The organism is Streptomyces wedmorensis (genome assembly GCF_000716445.1).
Lineage (GTDB): Bacteria > Actinomycetota > Actinomycetes > Streptomycetales > Streptomycetaceae > Streptomyces > Streptomyces wedmorensis.
Genome location: NZ_JNWK01000019.1, coordinates 56,930 through 77,161 on the forward strand (window position 1 = coordinate 56,930; position 20,232 = coordinate 77,161).

Genomic DNA, 20,232 nt, shown 5'->3' on the forward strand with positions numbered 1-20,232 from the left:
TCAGCGCAGTTCCGACACGAGAACCGTGACCGCGGTCGCCCCGCCGGCGGCCGCGGTCACGGCGTTCCGGGCGGCACGGGCGACGTCCAGCGGCCGCCTGCCCGCCGTGACGGCCAGCTCGATCCGCACGCTGCCGTCCGGGCGTCGGTGCACCGGGTGCCCCAGGGCGTCCGTCACGCCCGCGACGCCCTCGACGCGCAGGACCGCGAGGGCCACCGGGTCGTCCGTCGCCGGCGAGGTCCGACCCGGCGGGGGAGCGGCCGGTCCGGCCGGCGGCGGCGCCGCGTCGAGCAGCTCCGTCACCCGCAGGTCCACGTGCGCCACGGAGAGACCGAGCCCGTCCGTCGCGGCCCCGAGCAGCGCCGACCGCAGCTCCTCGGCCACCTCCGGCAGCGGGCGGCCCGTCACCACCGCGAAGTCCGCGGTGATCCGCAGGGGCCCCGGAGGCAGGCCGCCCGGCGGGACCGGTAGCTCCTCCGGAGTCGTCGCCGTCCCGGCCGCGTGCTCGCCGCCCGGAGCGGCGTCCGAATCGCCGCCCGGAGCGGCCTCCGAATCGGCGTCCGGGTCGGGCCCGACCCTGAGTCTGCCGGGCACCACTCCCCGTACGGCCGAAGCGGCCCGGTCCAGGACCGTCCGCGCGGCCCGCTCGGTGATCCACGCGCCGTCCTCCGGCGCTCCCAGGGGCAGCAGCCTGCCCGGAGCGAGGCGGTCCCGTACCGCCGTCGTCCAACCCTCAGCAGTCGTCATTCCCCCAGCCTGCCGTATCCCCGGGGCAAATCGGGGCAAGCGCCCTTAGTGTGGGCGAAGAACCCCGAAACATCACAGAAGGGGCGAAAGCTGATGACTGACACCACTTCCTCCGGGAACCTCGGGACCGACGAACAGCGTCGGACCAGCGTGACCAAGCGAGGCGGCGGCGCCCCGGCCACCCGGGGCAAGACGACGATCGCCGACGGCGTCGTCGAGAAGATCGCCGGTCTCGCCGCACGCGACGTCACCGGCGTCCACGCCATGGGCAGCGGACTCTCCCGCACCTTCGGTGCCGTACGAGACCGTGTGCCGGGCGGTGGCGGCGCCAAGGCGAACGCCACCCGAGGGGTCAAGGCCGAGGTCGGCGAGGTACAGACCGCACTCGACCTGGAGATCGTCATCGAGTACGGCGTCTCGATCGCCGAGGTCGCGGGCGACGTCAGGGAGAACGTCATCGCCGCCGTGGAGCGGATGACCGGCCTCGAGGTCGTCGAGGTCAACATCGCGGTCAGCGACGTGAAGCTGCCCGACGAAGAGGACGAGGAGCCGGAGTCCCGGCTCCAGTAGTCGCCGACAGTGCGGTCGGCACGGGCACGGAAGGGGCTCAGGATGAGCATGGCGATGGTCGGCCTCATGGCCGGCATGGCCCTCGGGTTCGCCGGGTACTTCGGCGGCTTCGGGGCGTTTCTCCTGGTCGCGGCGTTGGGCGCGATCGGCTTCGTGGCCGGTCGGTTCATCGAAGGCGACCTGGAACCCGGCGACCTGTTCAGGGGCCGCGAACGCGGCGACCGGCGGCGGTGACGCGGGGTGGTGACGGACCTGGTCCGCGACCGGGGGGCGACGAAGATCGCCGACCGGGTCGTCGCGAAGATCGCCGCCCAGGCGGCCAGAGAGGCCCTCGACGCCCTACCCGAGGGCGGCTCCCGGCCGCACGCCTCGGTCGTCGTCCACCGGGACGTCGCCCGGGTCTCGGTCAACCTCGAACTCGACTACCCCTCCGACGTCGGCCGCCAGTGCGGGGCCGTCCGGGGAAGGGTCCGCAACCGCGTGGAGGAGCTCGCCGGCATGGAGGTCCACGAGGTGGCCGTCCACGTCGAGCGCCTCCACTCCCCACTCACCCGCCAGGCCGCCCACCGGGACCGCCTCTCATGACCACCACTCCGCAACCGCCCCCCGCCGACGACTCCCGTCCCACGAACCCCGCGAGTCCCGACGCCGGCGCGCCCGGCCCCGCCCGCACGGGGTCCGCCGGTCAAGGCTCCGCACCCGGCACCCCCGGTCCCGGAGGCCCCGCACCCGGCGCACCCGATCCGGGAGACGCCGGCCCCGGCGCCCCCGGTCCCGTACCCGTCCTCGCGGACGCCCCGGCGGCTCCCGTCCGCCGCTTCTGGGCGGTGCGCCGCATTCCCGCGGCGCTTCTCGCGGCCGTCGTCCTCGGCGGGACGGGGCTGCTCCTGTACGACGTGGCCGCCGTGCGAGCCGACCATTCGGCGATGGCGTGGCGGCGGGAGCTCGCCGACGCGCTCGCGACCCGGCCGCTCGACAGCACGGGCGTCGTCATCGGCGCGGCCGTCGCCGTGGTCCTCGGCATCTGGCTGCTGCTCCTGGCCGCCACTCCCGGACTGCGGTCCGTGCTCCCCATGCGGCGCGAGCACGCCGACGTACGGGCCGGGCTCGACCGCGAGGCCGCGGCCCTGACCCTGCGCGACCGGGCGATGGAGGTCTCCGGTGTGCAGTCGGTCCACGTGCGCGTACGCCGGTCCAAGGCCACGGTCCGGGCGGTCTCGCACTTCCGGGCGCTCGACGAGGTCCGCGCCGACGTCGAGCAGGCACTCGCCACGGGAGTCGACGAACTCGGCCTCGCCCACCCGCCCGCGCTGACGGTGCGGGTGGCCCGCCCGCCCAAGAAGGGATGAGCCGATGAGCCCTCGGGACCGTGAAGGGAGAGGCCGGTGACCGTCGTCCTCCGCCGTGTCAACCGAATCCTGCTCGGACTCGCCGGGCTGCTCCTCGTCCTCGGCGGCGGGGCGGTCCTCGCCGCCGCCCTCGACCTGCCCGTGCCGTCCTGGTGGCCCTGGTCGGGCCCCGCCGACGTGCTGCTGTCCGCCGCCGGCCGGCAGCGCTGGCGCGACGAGGGCTGGTGGTGGCCGGTGGTCATCGCCGTCCTCGGGGTCGTCGTCCTGCTCGCCCTGTGGTGGCTGCTCGTCCAGTTCCGGCGGGCCCGGCTCGCCGAGGTCCTCGTGGAGACCGGGGACGGCGAGGCGGCGGTCCTGCGCGGCCGGGCGCTGGAGAGCGTCCTGGAGGCGGACGCCGCCGCCCAGGAGGGCGTGGCCAAGGCCCGGGTCGCCCTCACCGGTCGGCGCACCGAGCCCCGGACCCGGGTCTCCCTGCTCCTCGAGCCGTACGCCTCCCCGGGGGACACCCTGACCGCCCTCAGTACCAAGGCCCTCGCCCACGCCCGTACGTCGACGGGCCTGCCCGCACTGCCGACCGAGGCACGCCTCCGCGCGGTCAAGCACCGCGCCCGCCGCGTGAACTGACACCACATCGGCGGGCTCGGCTGCGTGCGGCCCGTTCCACCAGGGCCGCTTCGATCCGGCCCCGCCGGGCCGGCCGCACCGGCCCGACCCCCACCGAGTAGGCCCGGCCCGCACCGGCCCGGCCCGCACCGACCCGGCCCGTGCACGACGGCCCCTCACCGTCGCGCCCGGCCGCGCGGGGGCTCAGAAGCCGCTGCGCGCTCCGCCGTCCACCGGGAGCATCAGCCCGGTCAGGTACGAGGCGGCCGGCGAGAGCAGGAAGGCCGCGGTCCGCCCGAACTCCTCCGGCGTGCCGTAGCGGCGCAGCGGGATCCGGGCCTCGTTCGCCGCCCGGGACGCCTCCGCGTCGCCGGAGAGCGCGTCGAGCGAGCGGACCCGGTCCGTGTCGATCCGGCTCGGCAGCAGGCCGATGACCCGGATGCCGCGCGGGCCCAGGTCGTTGGCGAGGGACTTGGCGAAGCCGGCGAGGCCGGGGCGCAGCCCGTTGGAGATGGTCAGGCCGGGGATGGGCTCGTGGACCGAGCCGGACAGCACGAAACCGATGACCCCGCCCTCGGTGAGCGTCTCGGCCGCCGCGCGGGCCAGCCGCACCGCACCGAGGAAGACGGTGTCGAACGCGGCGGTCCACTGCTCGTCGGTGTTGTCCGCCCCGAAGCCGGGCGCCGGGCCGCCGACGCTGATCAGGATGCCGTCGAAGGCGCCGAACCGGGCCCGGGCCTCGGCGATCAGCCGGGCCGGGGTCTGCGGGTCGGCGTTGTCGGCGGCGATCCCCGCCGCGCCCTCGCCCAGTTCGGCCACCGCGTCGGCGACCGCCTTCTCCTCGCGCCCGGTGATCAGCACCCGGGCGCCCTCCGCGAGCAGCGCCTCGGCGGAGGCCCGGCCGAGCCCTCGCGTCGCGCCGGTCACCACGTACACACGGTCCTTCAGTCCAAGATCCATGGCCCTATCCTGCCGTCTCCGCCGCGGCGAGCGTGAAGGCGGTCCCCACCAGGCCGATGTGGCTGAACGCCTGCGGGAAGTTGCCCAGCTGGCGCCCGGTCGCCGGGTCGTACTCCTCCGCGAGCAGTCCCACGTCGCTGGTGAGCTCGACCAGCCGGTCGAAGAGCTCGCGGGCCTCGTCGGCCCGCCCGGTCATCCGCAGGGCGTCCGCGAGCCAGAACGAGCAGACGAGGAACGTCCCCTCCTGCCCCGGCAGCCCGTCGACGGCCCCGGAGTCGACGCTGTAGCGCCGCACGAACCCGTCCTGCGTCAGCTCCGCCCGTACCGCGTCCACCGTTCCCACCACCCGGGGGTCGTCCGGCGGCAGAAAGCCGACGCGCGGGATGAGCAGGGTGGCGGCGTCCAGCTCCCGCGAGCCGTAGGACTGGGTGAAGGCGTTCCGCACCGGGTCGTACGCCCGGGCGCACACCTGGGCGTGGATCTCGTCCCGCATGGCCCGCCACCGCGCGGCGTCCCCCGGCAGCGAGGGGTCGGACTCCAGGGTGCGGACCGCGCGGTCGGCGGCCACCCAGGCCATCACCTTCGAGTGGGTGAAGTGGCGGCGCGGCCCGCGCACCTCCCACAGTCCCTCGTCGGGCTCCCGCCAGGTCGACTCCAGGAAGCCGAGCAGGCTCAGCTGGAGGTTCCAGGCGTGCCGCTCCGGCGGGATCCCGGCCTCGCGGGCGCGGTAGAGCGAGTCCATGACCTCGCCGTACACGTCGAGCTGGAACTGGTCCACGGCCGCGTTCCCGGTCCGCACCGGCGCCGAGTCGGCGTAGCCGCGCAGCCACGGCAGGCTCGTCTCGGGGAGTCGGCGCTCCCCGGCGGGGCCGTACATGATCTGGAGGTCGGCGGGGTCGCCGGCGACGGAGCGGAGCAGCCAGTCCCGCCAGGCGGCGGCCTCCTCGACGTATCCGGCGGCGAGCAGGGCGCCGAGGGTGAGGGAGGAGTCGCGCAGCCAGCAGGAGCGGTAGTCCCAGTTGCGTATGCCGCCGAGCTCCTCCGGCAGCGAGGTGGTGGGGGCGGCCATGATCCCGCCCGTGGGGGCGTACGTGAGGGCCTTGAGGGTGATCAGGGAGCGCATCACCGCGTCCCGGTGGGGGCCCTCGTAGGTGCAGCGGGCGGACCACTCCCGCCAGTCCGCCAGGGTCTGCTCCAGGGCCTCGTAGGGGTCGACGAGGGCGGGGCGCGGCTCGTGCGAGGGGTGCCAGGTCAGCACGAAGGCGACCCGCTCGCCGGCGTCGACGGTGAAGGAGGAGCAGGTGGAGAACTGCTGGCCCCAGGTCTTGACGTGGGGTTCGCTGCGCAGCCAGACCGAGTCGGGGCCGGCGATCGCGACCCGGTGGTCGTCGGCGCGGCGCACCCAGGGCACGATCGAGCCGTAGTCGAAGCGCAGCCGCAGGACGGCGCTCATCTCGACGCTTCCGCTGATCCCCTCGACGATCCGCATCAGGTCGGGGGACCGGTCCCGCTGGGGCATGAAGTCGACGACCCTGACGGTGCCCGTGCGGGTCTCCCAGTACGTCTCCAGGACCAGGGAGTCCTCGGCGTAGCCGCGGCTCGCGCAGGTCGTGGCACCTTTGGGGGCGATCCGCCAGTGGCCGTTGTTCTCGTCGCCGAGGATCGCGGCGAAGCAGGCGGCGGAGTCGAAGCGGGGCAGACACAGCCAGTCGACCGACCCGTCGCGGCCGACGAGCGCGGCGGTCTGGAGATCGCCGATGAGGGCGTAGTCGTCGATACGTTGCGTCACGCTTTGGGCTGTTCCCGGAAGCGGCGCCTGTCAATCAGGGAGACGGGACGGCCTCGACCGGCTCCGTGTCGTCCTGCGGGGAACCGGGGACGCCGGAGGCCTGTCCGGCCTGCCGGTCGTGCTTCTCCCGGCGTACGAGGATCACCCAGCCGACGGGTACTCCGGCGGCGAACAGCCACCACTGGACGGCGTACGCCATGTGCGCGCCGATCGAGTCGTGGTCGGGCTCGGCGATCTGCTCGGGGGTGCCGTTCGCGGCGGCGGGCGCGATCTGTTCGAGGTAGCCGCCGAGCACCTCGCGGCCGATCAGCTCGGCCTGCTGCCGGCTGCTGATCAGCATCACCTGGCGGTCCGGCAGGCCCTTCAGGTCCTTGATCCCGCTGGCGCCGGTCGTCTCGTCCGCCTTGAGCCGGCCGGTGACGGTGACCTCGCCCTTCGGGGCGGGTGGCACCGCGGGGAACGCGTGCTGGTCGGCGGCGGCCGGCACCCAGCCCCGGTTGACCAGGACGACCTTGCCGTCCCGCAGGACCAGCGGGGTGAGGACGTGCACGCCCACCCGGTCCTCGGACGAGGTCCGCCGGCGGACGACCACCTCGTGCGCGGTGTCGAACGTGCCGGTGGCGGTGACCCGGCGCCAGTAGTCGGCGCGCGGGACGGTGTGACCGGGGGCGGTGAGCTCCTCGACCGGTACCGGCGCCGCCGCGATGTTGTCCGCGATCAGGGCGTTCTGGGCGACCCGGCGCTCGTGCCGGTGGAACTGCCAGAAGCCCAGCTCGATCATCGTCGGGACGAGGACGGCGGCGAGGAGGGTGAGGATCACCCACTGCCGGGACAACAGGAAGCGGTACACCCCATGACCGTACATCCGGGGTCACGGGGTGCACGCAGGGGGGTTCGGCTCGCCCGCGGGCGAGCCCAGGATCGTTTCCTCACGTCCTGTCCCGATCAGACCCGGTCGACGATGCCCACCTTTCCCTCCGCGCGGGCGCAGTGGCCGCCGCAGTACCAGCTGCCCTCGACCTCGACGCCCTGTCCGATGATCTGGACCCGGCAGTGCTCGCAGATGGGCGCCATGCGGTGAATGGCGCAGCTGAAGCAGTCGAAGACGTGCACCGCGCCCTGCGCGTGCACCTCGAAGGACATGCCGTAATCGTTTCCGCAGACCTCACAACGTGCCATGCGCCACAGGGTGGGGCTCCCCGGCGGGCGCGCGCAGCACGGCACGCCCGCCGGAGCGGGGGTGTCACCCGTCTGCCGGGGTCACGTCCCGCAGCAGCTGCGTGTAGGCGGCCTCGTCGACGACCGGAGTGCCGAAGGACTTCGCCTTCACCGTCTTGGAGGTCGCCGAGTCCGGGTCGTTGGTGACGAGCAGGCTCGTCAGCCGGGACACGCTGGTGGCGACGTGCAGTCCGGCCTCGACCGTGCGGTCCTCCAGGAGCTCCCGGTCGACGGAGGTGTCCCCGGAGAACGCGATCCGCATCCCCTGCTTGAGCGGCTTGTCCGACTCGTAACGGCCGGGGTTGGGGTACGGGCACGCCGGGCGCTTCCGAGAGGGGCGCCAGCTGTTCGCCCGGTAGGAGGACTGGTGGCCGATGCGGGGCTGCGCGGGCGTCGAGGCCCACTCCGTCAGCGGCCGGCACTCCAGGAGCGGCAGTCGGACGTTCCGCTCCGCCGCCGCGTGCAGGCTCGGCCGGAACGCCTCCGCGAGGACCCGCGCGTCGTCCAGCGCGTTGTGCGCGCGCTGCTGCACCACGCCGAAGTGCGCGGCGAGCGACTCCAGCTTGTGGTTGGGCAGCGGCAGCGACAGCTCCTTGGCGAGCGCGATCGTGCACAGCCGCTGCCGCACCGGCGCCGCCGACTCCGCGCGCGCGTACTCCCTGGCGATCATCTGCCAGTCGAACATCGCGTTGTGCGCGACGAGCACCCGCCCGTCGAGCCGCGCCGCGAACTCCGCCGCGATCTCCGGGAACAGCGGAGCGCCCTCCAGGACGTCGCTGGTCAGCCCGTGGATCCACACCGGGCCGGGGTCCCGCTCCGGGTTCACCAGCGTGTACCAGTGGTCCTCGACGTTGCCCTGGGCATCCAGCCGGTAGACGGCAGCCGACACTATCCGGTCGTCGCGGGCGAGTCCGGTGGTCTCCACGTCGACGACCGCGTACCCCTGGGGGTAGGCGGCCGGCCACGTCGCTGCTGTCGTACGGTCGTCAAACACGGTCACTGAGAATACGGCCCGCGGCCGACCGCTCCGTCCCCGGTGTCCCCGGAGGCGCCGGCGAGCAGCCCGTCCACCAGCGCCCGTACGGAGTCCACGAAGAGCCGCTCGGTGTCGATCGGCGCCGACAGGGCGCGGGCCAGCGGCCCGTCCGCCTCCGCGTCCTCCCCGCGCCACAGCTCCTCCTCGGCGGGTGACTGGACCGGGGCGCGTTCGCGGTTGCGTTCGACGAGGACGTAGCCGACGACCTGGAACTGGACGGCGCGGACGGCGCGGGCGGCGGCCGCGCCCCGGAGGCCCGCGGCATGGGCCTCGTGGACCAGGGCGCGCTGGGCCGGCAGGAACATCCGCTCGGTGAGGCCCCGTTCGTGGACCATCGCGACGAGGTGCGGGCGCTCGCGCACGGCACGCCGCAGGGAGCGGGCCACGGACACCATCCGCTCGGCCGGGGTCGCCCCCTGCGGGCGGATGGTGCCGAGGTCGGCGACCGTACGGGCGACGAGCGCGTCGAGGAGCGACTCGCGGTTGCCGACGTGCCAGTAGATCGAGGTGACGGCGGTGCCGAGTTCGGCCGCCAGCCTGCGCATGGTCAGGGCGGCCGGGCCGTGCTCCCTCACCAGGGCGGCGGCGGCGTCCAGCACCTCGTCGCGGCTCAGTGCGGAGCGCGCCATCGCATCCCCCAACTCCTCTGCGTGCACGGGTCTTTACCGTTCATCGCCATCGGTGTAACTGTGTTACAGGCCGACGATCCCGAAGGGTGGTACGTCATGGCACGAGTACGGTACGGGGCGCGCAGCGACGCGGAGGCGGCGGCGGCACGCGAGCGGTCCGCCAGGCTCCCCGACATCTGGTCCACCGGTGTGGTCGCCGTCTGGGAGACCGATCCGGACGTCGTCGCGGCGGTCCTGCCGCCCCCGCTGAAACCCACCGCGCGCCCCCTCGTGCGCGCCAACATCAGCCAGGTGGACCTGCCCGGCTACCCCCTCGGCGCCGGCTCCGTGGCGGTCGCCGCGGCCCACGGGGACCGGGAGGGCTGGTACCCGCTGGTCATGCCGATGACCCACGAGCGGGCCCTGATCGGCGGCCGCGAGGTCTTCGGCGAGCCGAAGAAACTGGGCGAGGTCACGGTCGAGCGCGACGGACTCGTCGTCCGCGCGGCCCTCGCCCGGCACGGCATCGCCTTCGTGGAGGTGCGCGGCGCGGTCTCCGGCCCGCTGCCGCTGCCGGAACCCGTCGAGAAGACCGACTTCTACTTCAAGTTCCTGCCCGGCGTCGAGGGCTCCGGCTTCGACGCCGACCCCGTCCTCGTCCACTGCGTCCGCAACGAGAGGGTGCGGAAGCTGGAGCGGGTCACCGGCGACGTCGTGCTGCGCGAGTCCATGTACGACCCGGTCGCCGACCTCCCCGTACGCCGGCTCGTCGAGATCACGATCGGCGAGAAGACCACCGACCAGAAGGGCACGGTCGCCGAACGCGTCTCCGCCCGGGACCTGCTGCCCTTCGTCCACCAGCGGTACGACGACCCGCTCCAGATCCTCGACGGACCCCCCGACACGAGCGTCCGCAAGGGGGCGTCCGATGGAGCTGCATGAGGGACAGGTCGCCGTCGTCACCGGCGCGGCGAGCGGCATCGGCCTCGCCATGGCCCGCCGCTTCGCCGCCGAAGGACTCGCCGTCGTCCTCGGGGACGTCGAGCGGGGCGCCCTCGAAGAGGCCGCCGACGAGCTGATGGCGAGCGGGGCGCAGGTCCTCGCCCGCACCGTCGACGTCTCCGACCCCGACGAGGTCCGGGCGTTCGCGGACGCCGCGTACGACACCTTCGGCGCCGTCCACGTCCTCTGCAACAACGCCGGCGTCGGCTCCGGCGCCGAGGGCCGCATGTGGGAGCACGAGCCCAACGACTGGAAGTGGGCCTTCTCGGTCAACGTCTGGGGCGTCTTCCACGGCATCCAGGCCTTCGTCCCGCGCATGCTCGCGAGCGGCGAGCCCGGCCACGTCGTCAACACCTCCTCGGGCGACGGCGGCATCGCCCCGCTGCCCACCGCCTCCGTGTACGCGGTCACCAAGGCGGCCGTCGTCACCATGACCGAGTCGCTCTACGCCCACCTCAGGGCCGAGCACGCGCGTGTGGGGGCGTCCGTGCTCTTCCCCGGACCGCACATGCTCCGCACCGGCCTGTGGGAGTCGCACCGCAACCGGCCCGAGCGGTACGCCAAGCAGCGGCCGCGCCGCACCCCGTACCGCAGCCTCGACCAGTGGGAGGCCGCCATGAAGGAGGCCGGGCACGAAGTGGCCTTCACGCCCGTGGAGGAGGTCGCCGAGCACGTCGTCGACGGCATCCGCGCCGACCGCTTCTGGATGCTGCCGGCGAGCGAGCACAGCGACCGCCAGATCAGGGCGCGCTCGCAGGCGATGCTCGACCGCGCCAACCCGTCCTACCTGGAGAGCTTCATCCTCGACTGAGGGAGCGGCACCATGAGCCATGAGGACCCGTATCTGATCATCTCCTCCGACTGTCACGCCGGCCTCCCCACCGAGGAGTACCGGCCCTATCTCGACCCCCGCTTCCACCGGGACTTCGACGACTTCCTGGCCGGGCGCGAGGCCCGCCGGGAGGCCATGACCCGGCTCGGGGTGCGCAACGAGGCCTTCGCGAGCAAGTGGTTCAGCGACAACGAGGAGGGCCTGCGCGGCGGCTGGGACGCCGCCCAGCGGATCAAGGAGCTCGACGGCGACGGGGTGGCCGCCGAGGTCGTCTTCCCCGACGCGGACGCCGTCGACAGCCAGACCGCCGCGCCCTTCGGCGTCGGCCTCGGCCTCTCCGGCGACCAGGACCCGGAGCTCGGCATGGCGGGCGCGAAGGCCCACAACCGCTGGCTCGCCGAGTTCGTCGGACAGAACCCGGAGCGGCACTGCGGGGTCGCCCTGCTCCCCGTCACCGCCGACGTCCGCGAGGTCGTCGCCGAGATCCACCGGGCCAAGGAGTCCGGGCTCGGCGCGCTGATGATCCCCTCCATGTGGGTCGACAAGACCCCCTATCACGACCGGCACTACGACCCGGTGTGGGCGGCCGCCGCCGAGACCGGCATGCCGGTCGTCACCCACTCGGGGGCCGCACCCCGCGAGGAGTACGGCGACCACCTCGGGATCTACGTCTCCGAGGTCACCTGGTGGCCGGCCAGGCCGCTCTGGTTCCTGCTCTGGTCCGGGGCCTTCGAGCGCCACCCCGGCCTCAGGTTCGGCGTCGCCGAGTCCGGCTGCTGGTGGCTGCCGAACCTCCTCTGGTTCATGGACCGGCTCTACCTCGGCGCGCACGGCGGCAAGAAGCTGTCCCCGTTCGCGGAGCTGAAGCGGCCGCCGAGCGAGTACCTGGACCGGCAGGTCTTCGTCTGCGCCACCAACACCAAGCGGCGCGAACTGGCCCAGCGGTACGAGATCGGCGTCGACAACATCCTGTGGGGATCCGACTTCCCGCACCCGGAGGGCACCTGGCCCGACACGCGCGCGTGGCTGCGGAGGACGTTCCACGACATCCCGGTCGAGGAGACCCGGCGGATGCTCGGCCTGGCGGCGGCGGAGGTCTTCGGCTTCGACCTCGGCGCCCTGGCGCCGATCGCCCGCCGGATCGGCCCCACCCCCGCCGAACTCGGCCAGCCCGCCGACCAGGCCGCCGTGGAGGCCTCCTGGGCCCGCTCGCGCGAGGTCGGCCGCCACTGGCTGACGGACCACGACTTCCCGGTCATCGGAACGAACTGATGGGGGGCGAACCGATGGACAGGTACACCGTCGTCTCGGCCGACTGCCACGCGGGCGCCGACCTCCTCGACTACCGGCCCTACCTGGAGAGGAAGCACCACGACGACTTCGACGCCTGGGCGGCGACGTACGTCAATCCGTACGAGGACCTCCTCGCCGACACCGCCGACCGCAACTGGAACTCGCGGCGGCGGCTGCGCGAACTCGAAGAGGACGGCGTCGTCGCCGAGGTCGTCTTCCCCAACACGATCCCGCCGTTCTTCCCCAAGGCCTCGCTGATGGCCCAGCCGCCCACCCGCGCCGAGTACGAACAGCGCTGGGCCGGCCTCCAGGCGCACAACCGCTGGCTGGCCGACTTCTGCGCCGACGCCCCGGGACGCAGGGCGGGCGTGGCGCAGATCCTCCTCAACGACGTGGACGCGGCGGTCGCCGAGATCCGCCGGACCCGCGAGGCGGGCCTGACCGGGGGCATCCTGCTCCCCGGGGTCCCCCCTGGCTCGCCCGTCCCCGAGCTGTACTCGGCGACGTACGACCCGATCTGGGCGGTCTGCGCCGAGCTCGACGTGCCGGTCAACCACCACGGCGGCTCCGCGTCGCCGCCGCTGGGCGACGAACCGGCCGCCCGGGCGGTCTTCATGGTGGAGACGACCTGGTTCTCCCACCGGGCCCTGTGGCACCTGGTCTTCGGCGGCGCCTTCCGGCGGCACCCGAACCTCAAGCTGGTCCTGACCGAGCAGGGCTCGGGCTGGATCCCGGGCGTGCTCGACATGCTGGACTACTACCACGGGCGCCTGGTGTCGGCCGCGACGAAGGCCTCCACCGCCGAGTCCAAGTTCGGCGCCGGGCTCGCCGAGTCCATGGGCAAGGGGCCCAGCGAGGTATGGCGCGACAACTGCTTCGTCGGCGCGAGCTTCATGCGGCCCCACGAGGTGCCGCTGCGCGAGCGGATCGGTCTCGACAAGATCATGTGGGGCACCGACTACCCGCACGACGAGGGCACCACCCCGTACTCCCGCGAAGGCCTCCGCATCGCCTACGCGGGCCTGCCGAGGGACGAGGTCGCCGCCATGGTCGGCGGCAACGCGGCCCGCGTCTACGGCTTCGACCTCGCCTTCCTCGACCGGCTCGCCGCCGTCCACGGCCCGACCGTCGAGGAGATCGCCGAGCCGCTGAAGGAGGTGCCCGAGGGCGCCACCAGCCCGGCGTTCGCCCCGGGCGGGTCGGTCCGCGTCTGGTGACCCGCCGGGTGCGACCCTCCTGACGTGACGTCATCCCCCGCACCGGACGCCGTGCACGACGAGGCCCACGGCGGAGGCCTCGGCTCCCGTCTCAACTGGCTCCGCGCCGCCGTGCTCGGAGCCAACGACGGAGTCGTCTCCACCGCCGGCCTCGTCGTCGGCGTCGCCGGTGCCACCCAGTCCCAGGCCGCCCTGCTCACGGCCGGCCTCTCCGGGCTGCTCGCCGGTTCGATGTCGATGGCCGCGGGGGAGTACGTCTCGGTCTCCACCCAGCGCGACTCCGAGAAGGCGGCGCTCGCCCAGGAGAAGCGCGAGCTGCGCGAACGGCCGGAGGCCGAACTCCGCGAACTGACCGGCCTCCTCGCCTCCCGCGGCCTCTCCCCGGACGTGGCCAGGGAGGCCGCCGAACAGCTCACCGAGCGCGACGCCCTGCGTGCCCACGCGCGCGTGGAGCTGGGCATCGACCCCGACGCCCTCACCAACCCCTGGCACGCGGCCGGTGCCAGCTTCCTCGCCTTCACCGTCGGCGCCCTGCTCCCGCTCCTCGCCATCGTCCTCCCCCCGGCCTCCGCGCGCCTCTGGGTCACGGTCCTCTCCGTCCTCGCCGCCCTCACCCTCACCGGCTGGTGGAGCGCCCGCCTCGGCAGCGCCCCCACGGGCCCGGCGATCCTCCGCAACGTGGCCGGCGGCGCCCTCGCGATGGCGGTCACCTACGGGGCGGGCTCCCTGCTGGGGGCGGCCGGGGTGTAGGCGAGGTCGCCGAGGTGTTGTCGGAAGGTGCCAAAGCTTGCTGACAAGCTGTCTCACTTACTTGTAAGCAATCACGTCTAGTCGCGTCCGCCCGGCGCCCCTACCGTCGACGGCATGCCCAACCTGCCCGATGTCGTGCTCTGGTCCATACCGGCGTTCGTCCTGCTCACCGTCCTGGAGATGGTCAGCCACCGGGTCCGCCCCGACGAGGACGCCGCCGGGTACGAGACCAAGGACGCCGCCACCAGCGTCGGCATGGGGCTCGGGAGCCTCGCCTTCGACGCGCTGTGGAAGATCCCCGTGGTCGCGATCTACACCGCCGTCTACGAGCTGACCCCGCTCCGCGTCCCCTTCCTGTGGTGGACGGTCCCGCTCATGCTGCTCGCCCAGGACTTCCTCTACTACTGGCAGCACCGCGGCCACCACGTCGTCCGGATCCTCTGGGCCTGCCACGTCGTCCACCACAGCAGCCGCAGGTTCAACCTCACCACCGCCCTGCGCCAGCCGTGGACCGGCGTGACGGGCTGGCCGTTCTACCTGCCGATGATCGCCCTCGGCGTCCACCCCGCGGCCGTCGCCTTCTGCTACTCGGTCAACCTCGTCTACCAGTTCTGGATCCACACCGAGCGCATCGGGAAACTGCCCCGGCCCTTCGAGTACGTCCTCAACACGCCCTCGCACCACCGCGTCCACCACGCCTCCCAGGGCGGCTACCTGGACCGGAACTTCGGCGGCATCCTCATCGTCTGGGACCGGATGTTCGGCTCCTGGGTGGGCGAGACCGACCGGCCTGTCTACGGCCTCACCAAGAACATCGAGACCTACAACCCGCTGCGCGTCGCCACCCACGAGTACGCCGCCATCGCCCGCGACGTCCGCGCCGCCCGCACCTGGCGCGAGCGCGCCGGCCGCCTCTTCCGCGGCCCGGGCTGGCAACCCGCCCCCGCCACCGGCGGGACGAGCCCCGTCGCGGGCACCACGACCGCCCCGGAGGCCGCCGCGTGAGCACCGCATCCGCATCCGCATCCGCATCCGCATCCGCATCCGCATCCGCATCCGCACCCGTACCCGTGGCCGCCCGCCCCGTCCCGGCCGCCGTCTCCCGCGCGCTGCTCGTCGCCTTCGCCCTCGCGGCCGCCGTCGACCTGGGCGCGCTGCTCGCCGGCGCCGAGCTCGGCCACCAGATCGCCAAGCCGCTCCTGATGCCGCTGCTCGCCGCGTACGCCGTCACCCTCGGCGCCCCGAAGCCGCTCACCGCCGCGCTGCTCTTCGGCTGGGGCGGCGACGTCCTCCTGCTCTCCGATGCCGACTGGGCGTTCCTCGCCGGCATGGGCTCCTTCGCCGTCGGACACGTCTGCTACCTGGTCCTCTTCGGCCGCAGGCGTACGTCCCCGGCACTCGGCGCCCTGTACGCGGCGGCCCTCGCCGGCACCGTCGTCCTCCTCTGGCCCGACCTCCCCGCCGACCTTCGGATCCCCGTCGCCGGGTACTCGCTGCTGCTCGCCGCGATGGCCTACCGCGCGAGCGCCCTCGGACCCCTGGCCGGCCTCGGCGGCGCCCTGTTCCTGCTGTCCGACACCCTCATCGCCACTGGCGTCGCCGGATGGCCCCAGCTGCCCGTGGCCGATTTCTGGGTCATGCTGACGTACATCGCGGCGCAATACCTGCTGGCGGCGGGAGCGCTCCGCGCGATATACGGTGAACGTCGTACAACCGTCTGACAGCGAGGACCGCAGCCATGCGCGCCACCACCATCCACGCCCCGTTCGACATGCGCGTGGAGGACGTGCCCGACCCGGTGATCCAGGAACCCACGGACGTCGTCCTGCGGGTCCTGCGCGCCTGCATCTGCGGCAGCGACCTCTGGGCCTACCGCGGCGAGTCCGCCCGGCAGCCCGGCCAGCGGATCGGCCACGAGTTCCTCGGCATCGTCGAGGCGGCCGGCTCCGAGGTCACCGGCTTCGTCCCGGGCGACCTCGTCGTCGCCCCCTTCGTCTGGTCCGACGGCACGTGCGAATACTGCGCCGAGGGCCTCCAGACCTCCTGCCCGCGCGGCGGCTTCTGGGGCTCGGGCGGCTCCGACGGCGGCCAGGGCGAGGCCGTCCGCGTCCCCGTCGCCGACGGCACCCTCGTCAAGCTGCCCGCCGAGGCCGCCTCCGACGACCGGCTCCTCACCGCACTGCTCGCCCTCTCCGACGTCATGGGCACCGGCCACCACGCCGCCCTCGGCGCCGGAGTGAGGCCCGGCTCCACGGTCGCGGTCGTCGGCGACGGCGCCGTCGGCCTCTGCGGCGTCCTCGCGGCCAAGCGCCTCGGCGCCGAGCGGATCATCGCCCTCGGCCGGCACACCGCCCGCACCGACATCGCCCGTCTCTTCGGCGCCACCGACGTCGTCGCCGAGCGCGGCGAGGCCGCCGAGGCCGCCGTCCGCGAGCTCACCCGAGGCCAGGGCGCGCACGGCGTCATCGAGGCCGTCGGCACCGAGCAGTCCATGCGCACCGCCGTCGCCATCACCCGCGACGGCGGCTCCATCGGCTACGTCGGCGTCCCCCACGGCAGCGGCACCGGTCTCGACCTCGACGTCATGTTCGACCGCAACATCGCCCTCCGCGGCGGCGTCGCCCCCGTCCGCGCCTACATCCCCGAGCTCCTCCCCGACATCCTCGACGGCACCATCGACCCCTCCCCGGTCTTCGACCTCACCGTCGCCCTCGACGGCGTCCCCACCGGCTACAAGGCCATGGACGACCGCACCGCCCTCAAGGTCCTCATCAAGCCGTAACCCTCACGGGGTACCCCACGCGCGGGCCCGGCGCGGGCCCGGCGCGGGCCTCCGCGTGGTCGCACCCCCCCCGCGTGGATCCCCGCGTGGAACCTCCGCGCGGACCTCCGCGTGGATCCCCGCGTGGAACCTCCGCGCGGATCCCCGCGTGGATCCCCGCGCGGACCCCGCGCGTGGCCCCCGCGTGGTCGCACCCCCCCGTGTGGGCAATCGTTCCGCAGGGCGGAACGGGTGGGCACACGCCCCGTTGCCGGTTGCCAGTCCCGGCCCGTTCCGCCCGTACGGCCCGCCCCCCGTCAGGCCCCGAGCCACTCCGGCGCATCCGCCCCCGCGAGGCCCGGCGGCCGTGACCACCCCGCAGCCCCGCCCTCGTAGGACACCGGCGACAACGCGTACCGCAGACGCCCCAACGGCCCCTCGGACTCGCCGAGATACCGCCCCGCCTCATACCGCGGCAGCCCGTGGGACAGCCAGTGACCGGTCTGGGCGAGGGCCAGGCGGACGAGCCGGGTGCCGCCCTCCGAGGCCTGCTCCGTCAGCGCCCGCAGCACCGCCGCCGCCAGCAGATAACCCGTCCCGTGGTCCAGCGCCTGCGCCGGCAGCGCCCCCGGTTCCTCCGCCGACCCCTCCACGGCGGCGATCCCCGTCGCGACCTGCACCAGGGAGTCGAAGCCGCGCCGCCCGGCCCACGGCCCGTAGTCGCCCCAGGCCGACAGCCGGGCGGTCACGAGGCCCGGCCGGTCCAGGTCGAAGCGGTCGAGCGCGCCCGGACGGTAGCCGGTGACCAACACGTCGGCGGAGTCCAGGAGTTCGTCGAAGGTGCGCCGGTCGGACGGCCGGTCCAGATCGAGCGCGGCCGTCCGCTTGCCGACGTCCGTGTCCGCGTGCTGGTCCGGCAGTTCGGGGTTGTCCGGCGGGTCGATCCGCAGCACGTCCGCGCCGAGCAACGCGAGGGTCCGGGTGGCGACGGGCCCGGCGATGACCCGGGTCAGGTCGAGGATCCGCAGCGGCCCCGTGCGGCGCCGGGGCGGGGCGTCGTCGAGCCGCTCCCGGGTCAGCAGCGGCCGCGCCGCCACCTCCCGGCCCTGTTCGCTCGCGGCCCACTCGCCGGGCGTGCGCAGGGCGACGGCCAGGCCCCCGGCCGCGTACACCGCCGCCTCGACCTCGACGGCCTTGCGCTCGCCGATCGCCGCCGCGACGGCCTCGACCGAGTCGGCCGCGTTCAGCGCGGCGAGCAACGCCGCTTTGTGGTGCGGGTAGTTGGCGTGGGTGCGGACCCAGCCGTCGGCCGCCCGCCAGAACCGTGACAGGGGCGCGAAGTTCACCGGCGTCCGCCCGTCGATCCGCAGATGGCGCTCACTGACGAAGGCGGTGGCGACGGCCCCGTCGTCGACCCGCACCGGCCCCGGAAGGCCCTCGTGCTCCACCGCGGCGAGCGCGCAGACCGCGACCGCGGCCCGGGCCAGGTCCATCACCGGCAGGCGCGCGGGCAGCAGCCCGGACACCCCGCCGTACTCCACCCGGTCGACGAGGGCGGGATCGCCGCCCAGGGCCGACCACAGCAACTCCGTACCCGTGCGTACTCCGTTGTCCATGACCGCACTATGGCACTGAGTGCCACGCAAAGGGCCCCGGTGTGGCACAGCACACCGGGGCCCTCCGTCACCTGACCTCCGCGACTAGCGGCGGACGGCGTCGAGCGCGTCGATCAGACCGGCCCCGTAGAAGCCGTTCTTGTCCTTGCCACCCTCGCAGACGGCGTCGACGGTGCCGTCGCCGTTGATGTCGTACGGGTTGGTGCAGGCGCGGTCGTCGGCCTGCGCGTACAGCAGCGCCTTCAGCGCCGCCGGGCTCGCGTGGAGGTGCGTCGACTTCAGGAGCGCCAGGACGCCCGCCGCGTGCGGCGCGGCCATCGAGGTGCCGGCCTTGTAGTTGAAGCCGCCGTTGACCGTGGTCGACAGGATGCGGCCGTTGACCGCCGGGGCGTCCGGCGTCTGGTACTCGGTGCGGTCACCGCCGGGGGCGGCGATGTCGATCACGCCGAGACCGTAGTTGGAGTAGGACGCCTTGAGGTCCTTGGCACCGGTCGCGGAGACCGTCACGACGCCCGGCAGCATGGCCGGGTAGTCGAAGCACTCCTTCGGGTCGATGACCCGGTCGCCCGGAGTGGTGTCGTTCGGGCTGCTGTTGTCGACGATCGAGTCGGCAGCCAGGTCGAACTTGGAGTTGCCGGCCGCGGCGACGTTGACCGTGCCCTTCTTCTCCGCGTACCGGCTCGCGCGGGTGACCGCCTCGATGAGGGCCTTCTGGTCCTCGTCGTTCTTGCAGGCGAACATCCACGGGTCGGTGTAGTAGCTGTTGTTCGTGATGTCGACGCCGTGCTCGGCCGCCCACACGAAGCCGCAGACGACGGCCTCGGTGTAGAAGAAGCCGTCGGGGGTGGACACCTTGATGCCGGAGACCTTGACGCCCGGGGCGACACCGGTGATGCCGACGCCGTTCTTGGCGGCGGCGATGGTGCCGGCGACGTGCGTGCCGTGGTCGCTCTCGCCCGGGTTGGGGCGCCACGACCCGGCGGTCGTGTCCGGCTTGCCGGACACGCAGTTGGCGGACGCGGCGGCGTCGAAGTTGGGCGCCAGGTCCGGGTGGGTGTCGTCGACACCCGTGTCGATGACGCCGACGGTGACGCGCTTGCTGCCGAGCGTCTTCTGGTGGGCCTTGTCGGCCTTGATCGCCGGGAGGTCCCACTGCAGGGGCTCCAGCGGGTCCTGCCCGTCCGTGGCGCTGGCGGCGGCGGCCTTGGCCTCGGCCGCGGACAGCGTCTGCGCGCCCTCGTCGACGGAGTCGTCGGACTGGACGGACAGCGGGGCGGTACGGGTCGAACCGGCCGACACCACGCCACGCGCCTGACGGATCGTCTTCGCGAACTCGGGGTTCTGCGAGTGGACGACTATCACGCCTATCTGGTCGTACGAGATGACCACCTCGCCGCCCGCGGCGGCGATCGCCTTCTTCACCGAGGCGGCCGTCCAGTGACCGCCCTCGATGTTGACGACGTACGACAGCTTCGGGCCGTTCGTCGCCACGGTGGCCGAGGCACCACTCAGTTCCGCGGCGGAGGCGGCGCCGGGGGCAAGGAAGCCGAGCGAGGCCGTGAGCGCGAGACCAACCGGCAGAGCGAGTGCTCGGCCGCGCCTCGATCCCAGATGAGCCATGGGTTCTCCACATCATCCGTATGTACTGCTCGCGCGCGGGTTTACGCGCGGACAGGTGCATGACGAGTGAAGCTATCGCTGATCTTCCCGAACGTTCAATGAGTTGAGAAGACTTCATGAAGATCTGTTCAAGGAATTCCCCTGCGTGAACCGCTTCGCTTCCGGCTCCGTGCCGTTGGTCAGGGGAGGAGCTCCGCTCGGAGCGCCGCTCTCGCACCCCGGTGAGGCCCCCTTGACCATGCCGTCCGCCCCCGCGTCACG

General features: G+C 73.5%; 22 protein-coding genes. 13 read left to right on the plus strand and 9 right to left on the minus strand.

Features of this window, described 5'->3' with window-relative positions:
* Positions 1-747 carry a hypothetical protein gene (locus OO54_RS17215; protein WP_033204092.1) on the minus strand — a complete coding sequence of 249 codons (747 nt, stop codon included), beginning with the start codon at positions 745-747 and terminating at the stop codon, positions 1-3.
* A 93-nt stretch (positions 748-840) separates the two neighbouring features.
* Between OO54_RS17215 and OO54_RS17220 the strand changes: the two genes are divergently transcribed.
* Genes OO54_RS17220 through amaP form a run of 5 tightly spaced genes read left to right on the plus strand, consistent with a single transcriptional unit; the run spans position 841 to position 3,290 of the window.
* Positions 841-1,317: an Asp23/Gls24 family envelope stress response protein gene (locus OO54_RS17220; RefSeq protein WP_033204094.1), complete on the plus strand. Its 477-nt coding sequence runs from the start codon at positions 841-843 to the stop codon at positions 1,315-1,317.
* Between the two features lie 42 nt (positions 1,318-1,359).
* Positions 1,360-1,551 carry a hypothetical protein gene (locus OO54_RS17225; RefSeq protein ID WP_033204096.1) on the plus strand — a complete coding sequence of 64 codons (192 nt, stop codon included), beginning with the start codon at positions 1,360-1,362 and terminating at the stop codon, positions 1,549-1,551.
* Between the two features lie 6 nt (positions 1,552-1,557).
* Complete coding sequence (locus OO54_RS17230) at positions 1,558-1,902, plus strand: Asp23/Gls24 family envelope stress response protein (protein ID WP_033204098.1); 345 nt, start codon at positions 1,558-1,560, stop codon at positions 1,900-1,902.
* Positions 1,899-2,666 carry a DUF6286 domain-containing protein gene (locus OO54_RS17235; RefSeq protein ID WP_033204100.1) on the plus strand — a complete coding sequence of 256 codons (768 nt, stop codon included), beginning with the start codon at positions 1,899-1,901 and terminating at the stop codon, positions 2,664-2,666. The genes OO54_RS17230 and OO54_RS17235 overlap by 4 nt, the downstream gene beginning before the upstream one ends.
* A 36-nt stretch (positions 2,667-2,702) precedes the next feature.
* A complete protein-coding gene (amaP, locus tag OO54_RS17240; RefSeq protein WP_033204102.1) occupies positions 2,703-3,290 on the plus strand; it encodes an alkaline shock response membrane anchor protein AmaP in 588 nt (195 codons plus the stop codon).
* 183 nt (positions 3,291-3,473) lie between these two features.
* On the opposite strand, the gene OO54_RS17245 is transcribed toward amaP, so the two are convergent.
* The 6 genes from OO54_RS17245 to OO54_RS17270 form a co-directional block, all read right to left on the minus strand.
* Complete coding sequence (locus OO54_RS17245) at positions 3,474-4,229, minus strand: SDR family oxidoreductase (protein WP_017238553.1); 756 nt, start codon at positions 4,227-4,229, stop codon at positions 3,474-3,476.
* 4 nt (positions 4,230-4,233) lie between these two features.
* Positions 4,234-6,018 (minus strand): glycoside hydrolase family 15 protein, encoded by a 1,785-nt coding sequence (locus OO54_RS17250; protein ID WP_033204104.1) that lies wholly within the window; start codon positions 6,016-6,018, stop codon positions 4,234-4,236.
* 34 nt (positions 6,019-6,052) lie between these two features.
* A complete protein-coding gene (locus OO54_RS17255) occupies positions 6,053-6,868 on the minus strand; it encodes an SURF1 family cytochrome oxidase biogenesis protein (protein ID WP_033204106.1) in 816 nt (271 codons plus the stop codon).
* Between the two features lie 95 nt (positions 6,869-6,963).
* Positions 6,964-7,197: a hypothetical protein gene (locus OO54_RS17260; RefSeq protein ID WP_078905232.1), complete on the minus strand. Its 234-nt coding sequence runs from the start codon at positions 7,195-7,197 to the stop codon at positions 6,964-6,966.
* A gap of 64 nt (positions 7,198-7,261) precedes the next feature.
* Positions 7,262-8,236 (minus strand): DEDDh family exonuclease, encoded by a 975-nt coding sequence (locus OO54_RS17265; RefSeq protein ID WP_033204110.1) that lies wholly within the window; start codon positions 8,234-8,236, stop codon positions 7,262-7,264.
* The gene (locus tag OO54_RS17270) at positions 8,233-8,901 is read right to left on the minus strand and encodes a TetR/AcrR family transcriptional regulator (RefSeq protein WP_033204112.1); all 669 of its coding nucleotides are present in this window, start codon (positions 8,899-8,901) and stop codon (positions 8,233-8,235) included. The genes OO54_RS17265 and OO54_RS17270 overlap by 4 nt, the downstream gene beginning before the upstream one ends.
* Positions 8,902-8,997: 96 nt before the next feature.
* Between OO54_RS17270 and OO54_RS17275 the strand changes: the two genes are divergently transcribed.
* The 8 genes from OO54_RS17275 to OO54_RS17310 all read left to right on the plus strand — a co-directional run bounded on the left by OO54_RS17275 (position 8,998) and on the right by OO54_RS17310 (position 16,756).
* Positions 8,998-9,822: an acetoacetate decarboxylase family protein gene (locus OO54_RS17275; protein ID WP_017238547.1), complete on the plus strand. Its 825-nt coding sequence runs from the start codon at positions 8,998-9,000 to the stop codon at positions 9,820-9,822.
* Positions 9,809-10,693 (plus strand): SDR family NAD(P)-dependent oxidoreductase, encoded by an 885-nt coding sequence (locus OO54_RS17280; protein ID WP_033204114.1) that lies wholly within the window; start codon positions 9,809-9,811, stop codon positions 10,691-10,693. Before OO54_RS17275 ends, OO54_RS17280 begins: the two co-directional genes overlap by 14 nt.
* A 12-nt stretch (positions 10,694-10,705) precedes the next feature.
* Positions 10,706-11,986, plus strand: coding sequence for an amidohydrolase family protein (locus OO54_RS17285; protein WP_033204116.1), 1,281 nt, complete (start codon positions 10,706-10,708; stop codon positions 11,984-11,986).
* 14 nt (positions 11,987-12,000) lie between these two features.
* Positions 12,001-13,224, plus strand: coding sequence for an amidohydrolase family protein (locus tag OO54_RS17290; RefSeq protein WP_234439479.1), 1,224 nt, complete (start codon positions 12,001-12,003; stop codon positions 13,222-13,224).
* 24 nt (positions 13,225-13,248) lie between these two features.
* Entirely contained in the window at positions 13,249-13,974 is a 726-nt protein-coding gene (locus OO54_RS17295; protein ID WP_033204120.1) for a VIT1/CCC1 transporter family protein, read from the plus strand.
* A 114-nt stretch (positions 13,975-14,088) separates the two neighbouring features.
* Positions 14,089-14,979 (plus strand): sterol desaturase family protein, encoded by an 891-nt coding sequence (locus OO54_RS17300; protein WP_033204121.1) that lies wholly within the window; start codon positions 14,089-14,091, stop codon positions 14,977-14,979.
* A gap of 65 nt (positions 14,980-15,044) precedes the next feature.
* Positions 15,045-15,695 carry a lysoplasmalogenase gene (locus tag OO54_RS17305; protein ID WP_033204122.1) on the plus strand — a complete coding sequence of 217 codons (651 nt, stop codon included), beginning with the start codon at positions 15,045-15,047 and terminating at the stop codon, positions 15,693-15,695.
* A 17-nt stretch (positions 15,696-15,712) separates the two neighbouring features.
* A complete protein-coding gene (locus OO54_RS17310; protein WP_017238541.1) occupies positions 15,713-16,756 on the plus strand; it encodes a zinc-dependent alcohol dehydrogenase family protein in 1,044 nt (347 codons plus the stop codon).
* Between the two features lie 296 nt (positions 16,757-17,052).
* Here OO54_RS17310 and OO54_RS17315 read toward each other — a convergent pair whose 3' ends face one another.
* The gene (locus OO54_RS17315) at positions 17,053-18,351 is read right to left on the minus strand and encodes a CoA transferase (protein WP_033204123.1); all 1,299 of its coding nucleotides are present in this window, start codon (positions 18,349-18,351) and stop codon (positions 17,053-17,055) included.
* 84 nt (positions 18,352-18,435) lie between these two features.
* The gene (locus tag OO54_RS17320; protein WP_033204124.1) at positions 18,436-19,971 is read right to left on the minus strand and encodes a S8 family peptidase; all 1,536 of its coding nucleotides are present in this window, start codon (positions 19,969-19,971) and stop codon (positions 18,436-18,438) included.
* Positions 19,972-20,232 lie beyond the last annotated feature (261 nt).

Bases quoted from the DNA above. Each gene is read 5' to 3' on its own strand.
- OO54_RS17215 (WP_033204092.1), bottom strand. From the start codon at position 747: ATGACGACTGCTGAGGGTTGGACGACGGCGGTACGGGACCGCCTCGCT.
- OO54_RS17220 (WP_033204094.1), top strand. From the start codon at position 841: ATGACTGACACCACTTCCTCCGGGAACCTCGGGACCGACGAACAGCGT.
- OO54_RS17225 (WP_033204096.1), top strand. From the start codon at position 1,360: ATGAGCATGGCGATGGTCGGCCTCATGGCCGGCATGGCCCTCGGGTTC.
- OO54_RS17235 (WP_033204100.1), top strand. From the start codon at position 1,899: ATGACCACCACTCCGCAACCGCCCCCCGCCGACGACTCCCGTCCCACG.
- OO54_RS17245 (WP_017238553.1), bottom strand. From the start codon at position 4,229: ATGGATCTTGGACTGAAGGACCGTGTGTACGTGGTGACCGGCGCGACG.
- OO54_RS17260 (WP_078905232.1), bottom strand. From the start codon at position 7,197: ATGGCACGTTGTGAGGTCTGCGGAAACGATTACGGCATGTCCTTCGAG.
- OO54_RS17270 (WP_033204112.1), bottom strand. From the start codon at position 8,901: ATGGCGCGCTCCGCACTGAGCCGCGACGAGGTGCTGGACGCCGCCGCC.
- OO54_RS17275 (WP_017238547.1), top strand. From the start codon at position 8,998: ATGGCACGAGTACGGTACGGGGCGCGCAGCGACGCGGAGGCGGCGGCG.
- OO54_RS17280 (WP_033204114.1), top strand. From the start codon at position 9,809: ATGGAGCTGCATGAGGGACAGGTCGCCGTCGTCACCGGCGCGGCGAGC.
- OO54_RS17285 (WP_033204116.1), top strand. From the start codon at position 10,706: ATGAGCCATGAGGACCCGTATCTGATCATCTCCTCCGACTGTCACGCC.
- OO54_RS17290 (WP_234439479.1), top strand. From the start codon at position 12,001: ATGGACAGGTACACCGTCGTCTCGGCCGACTGCCACGCGGGCGCCGAC.
- OO54_RS17300 (WP_033204121.1), top strand. From the start codon at position 14,089: ATGCCCAACCTGCCCGATGTCGTGCTCTGGTCCATACCGGCGTTCGTC.
- OO54_RS17310 (WP_017238541.1), top strand. From the start codon at position 15,713: ATGCGCGCCACCACCATCCACGCCCCGTTCGACATGCGCGTGGAGGAC.
- OO54_RS17315 (WP_033204123.1), bottom strand. From the start codon at position 18,351: ATGGACAACGGAGTACGCACGGGTACGGAGTTGCTGTGGTCGGCCCTG.
- OO54_RS17320 (WP_033204124.1), bottom strand. From the start codon at position 19,971: ATGGCTCATCTGGGATCGAGGCGCGGCCGAGCACTCGCTCTGCCGGTT.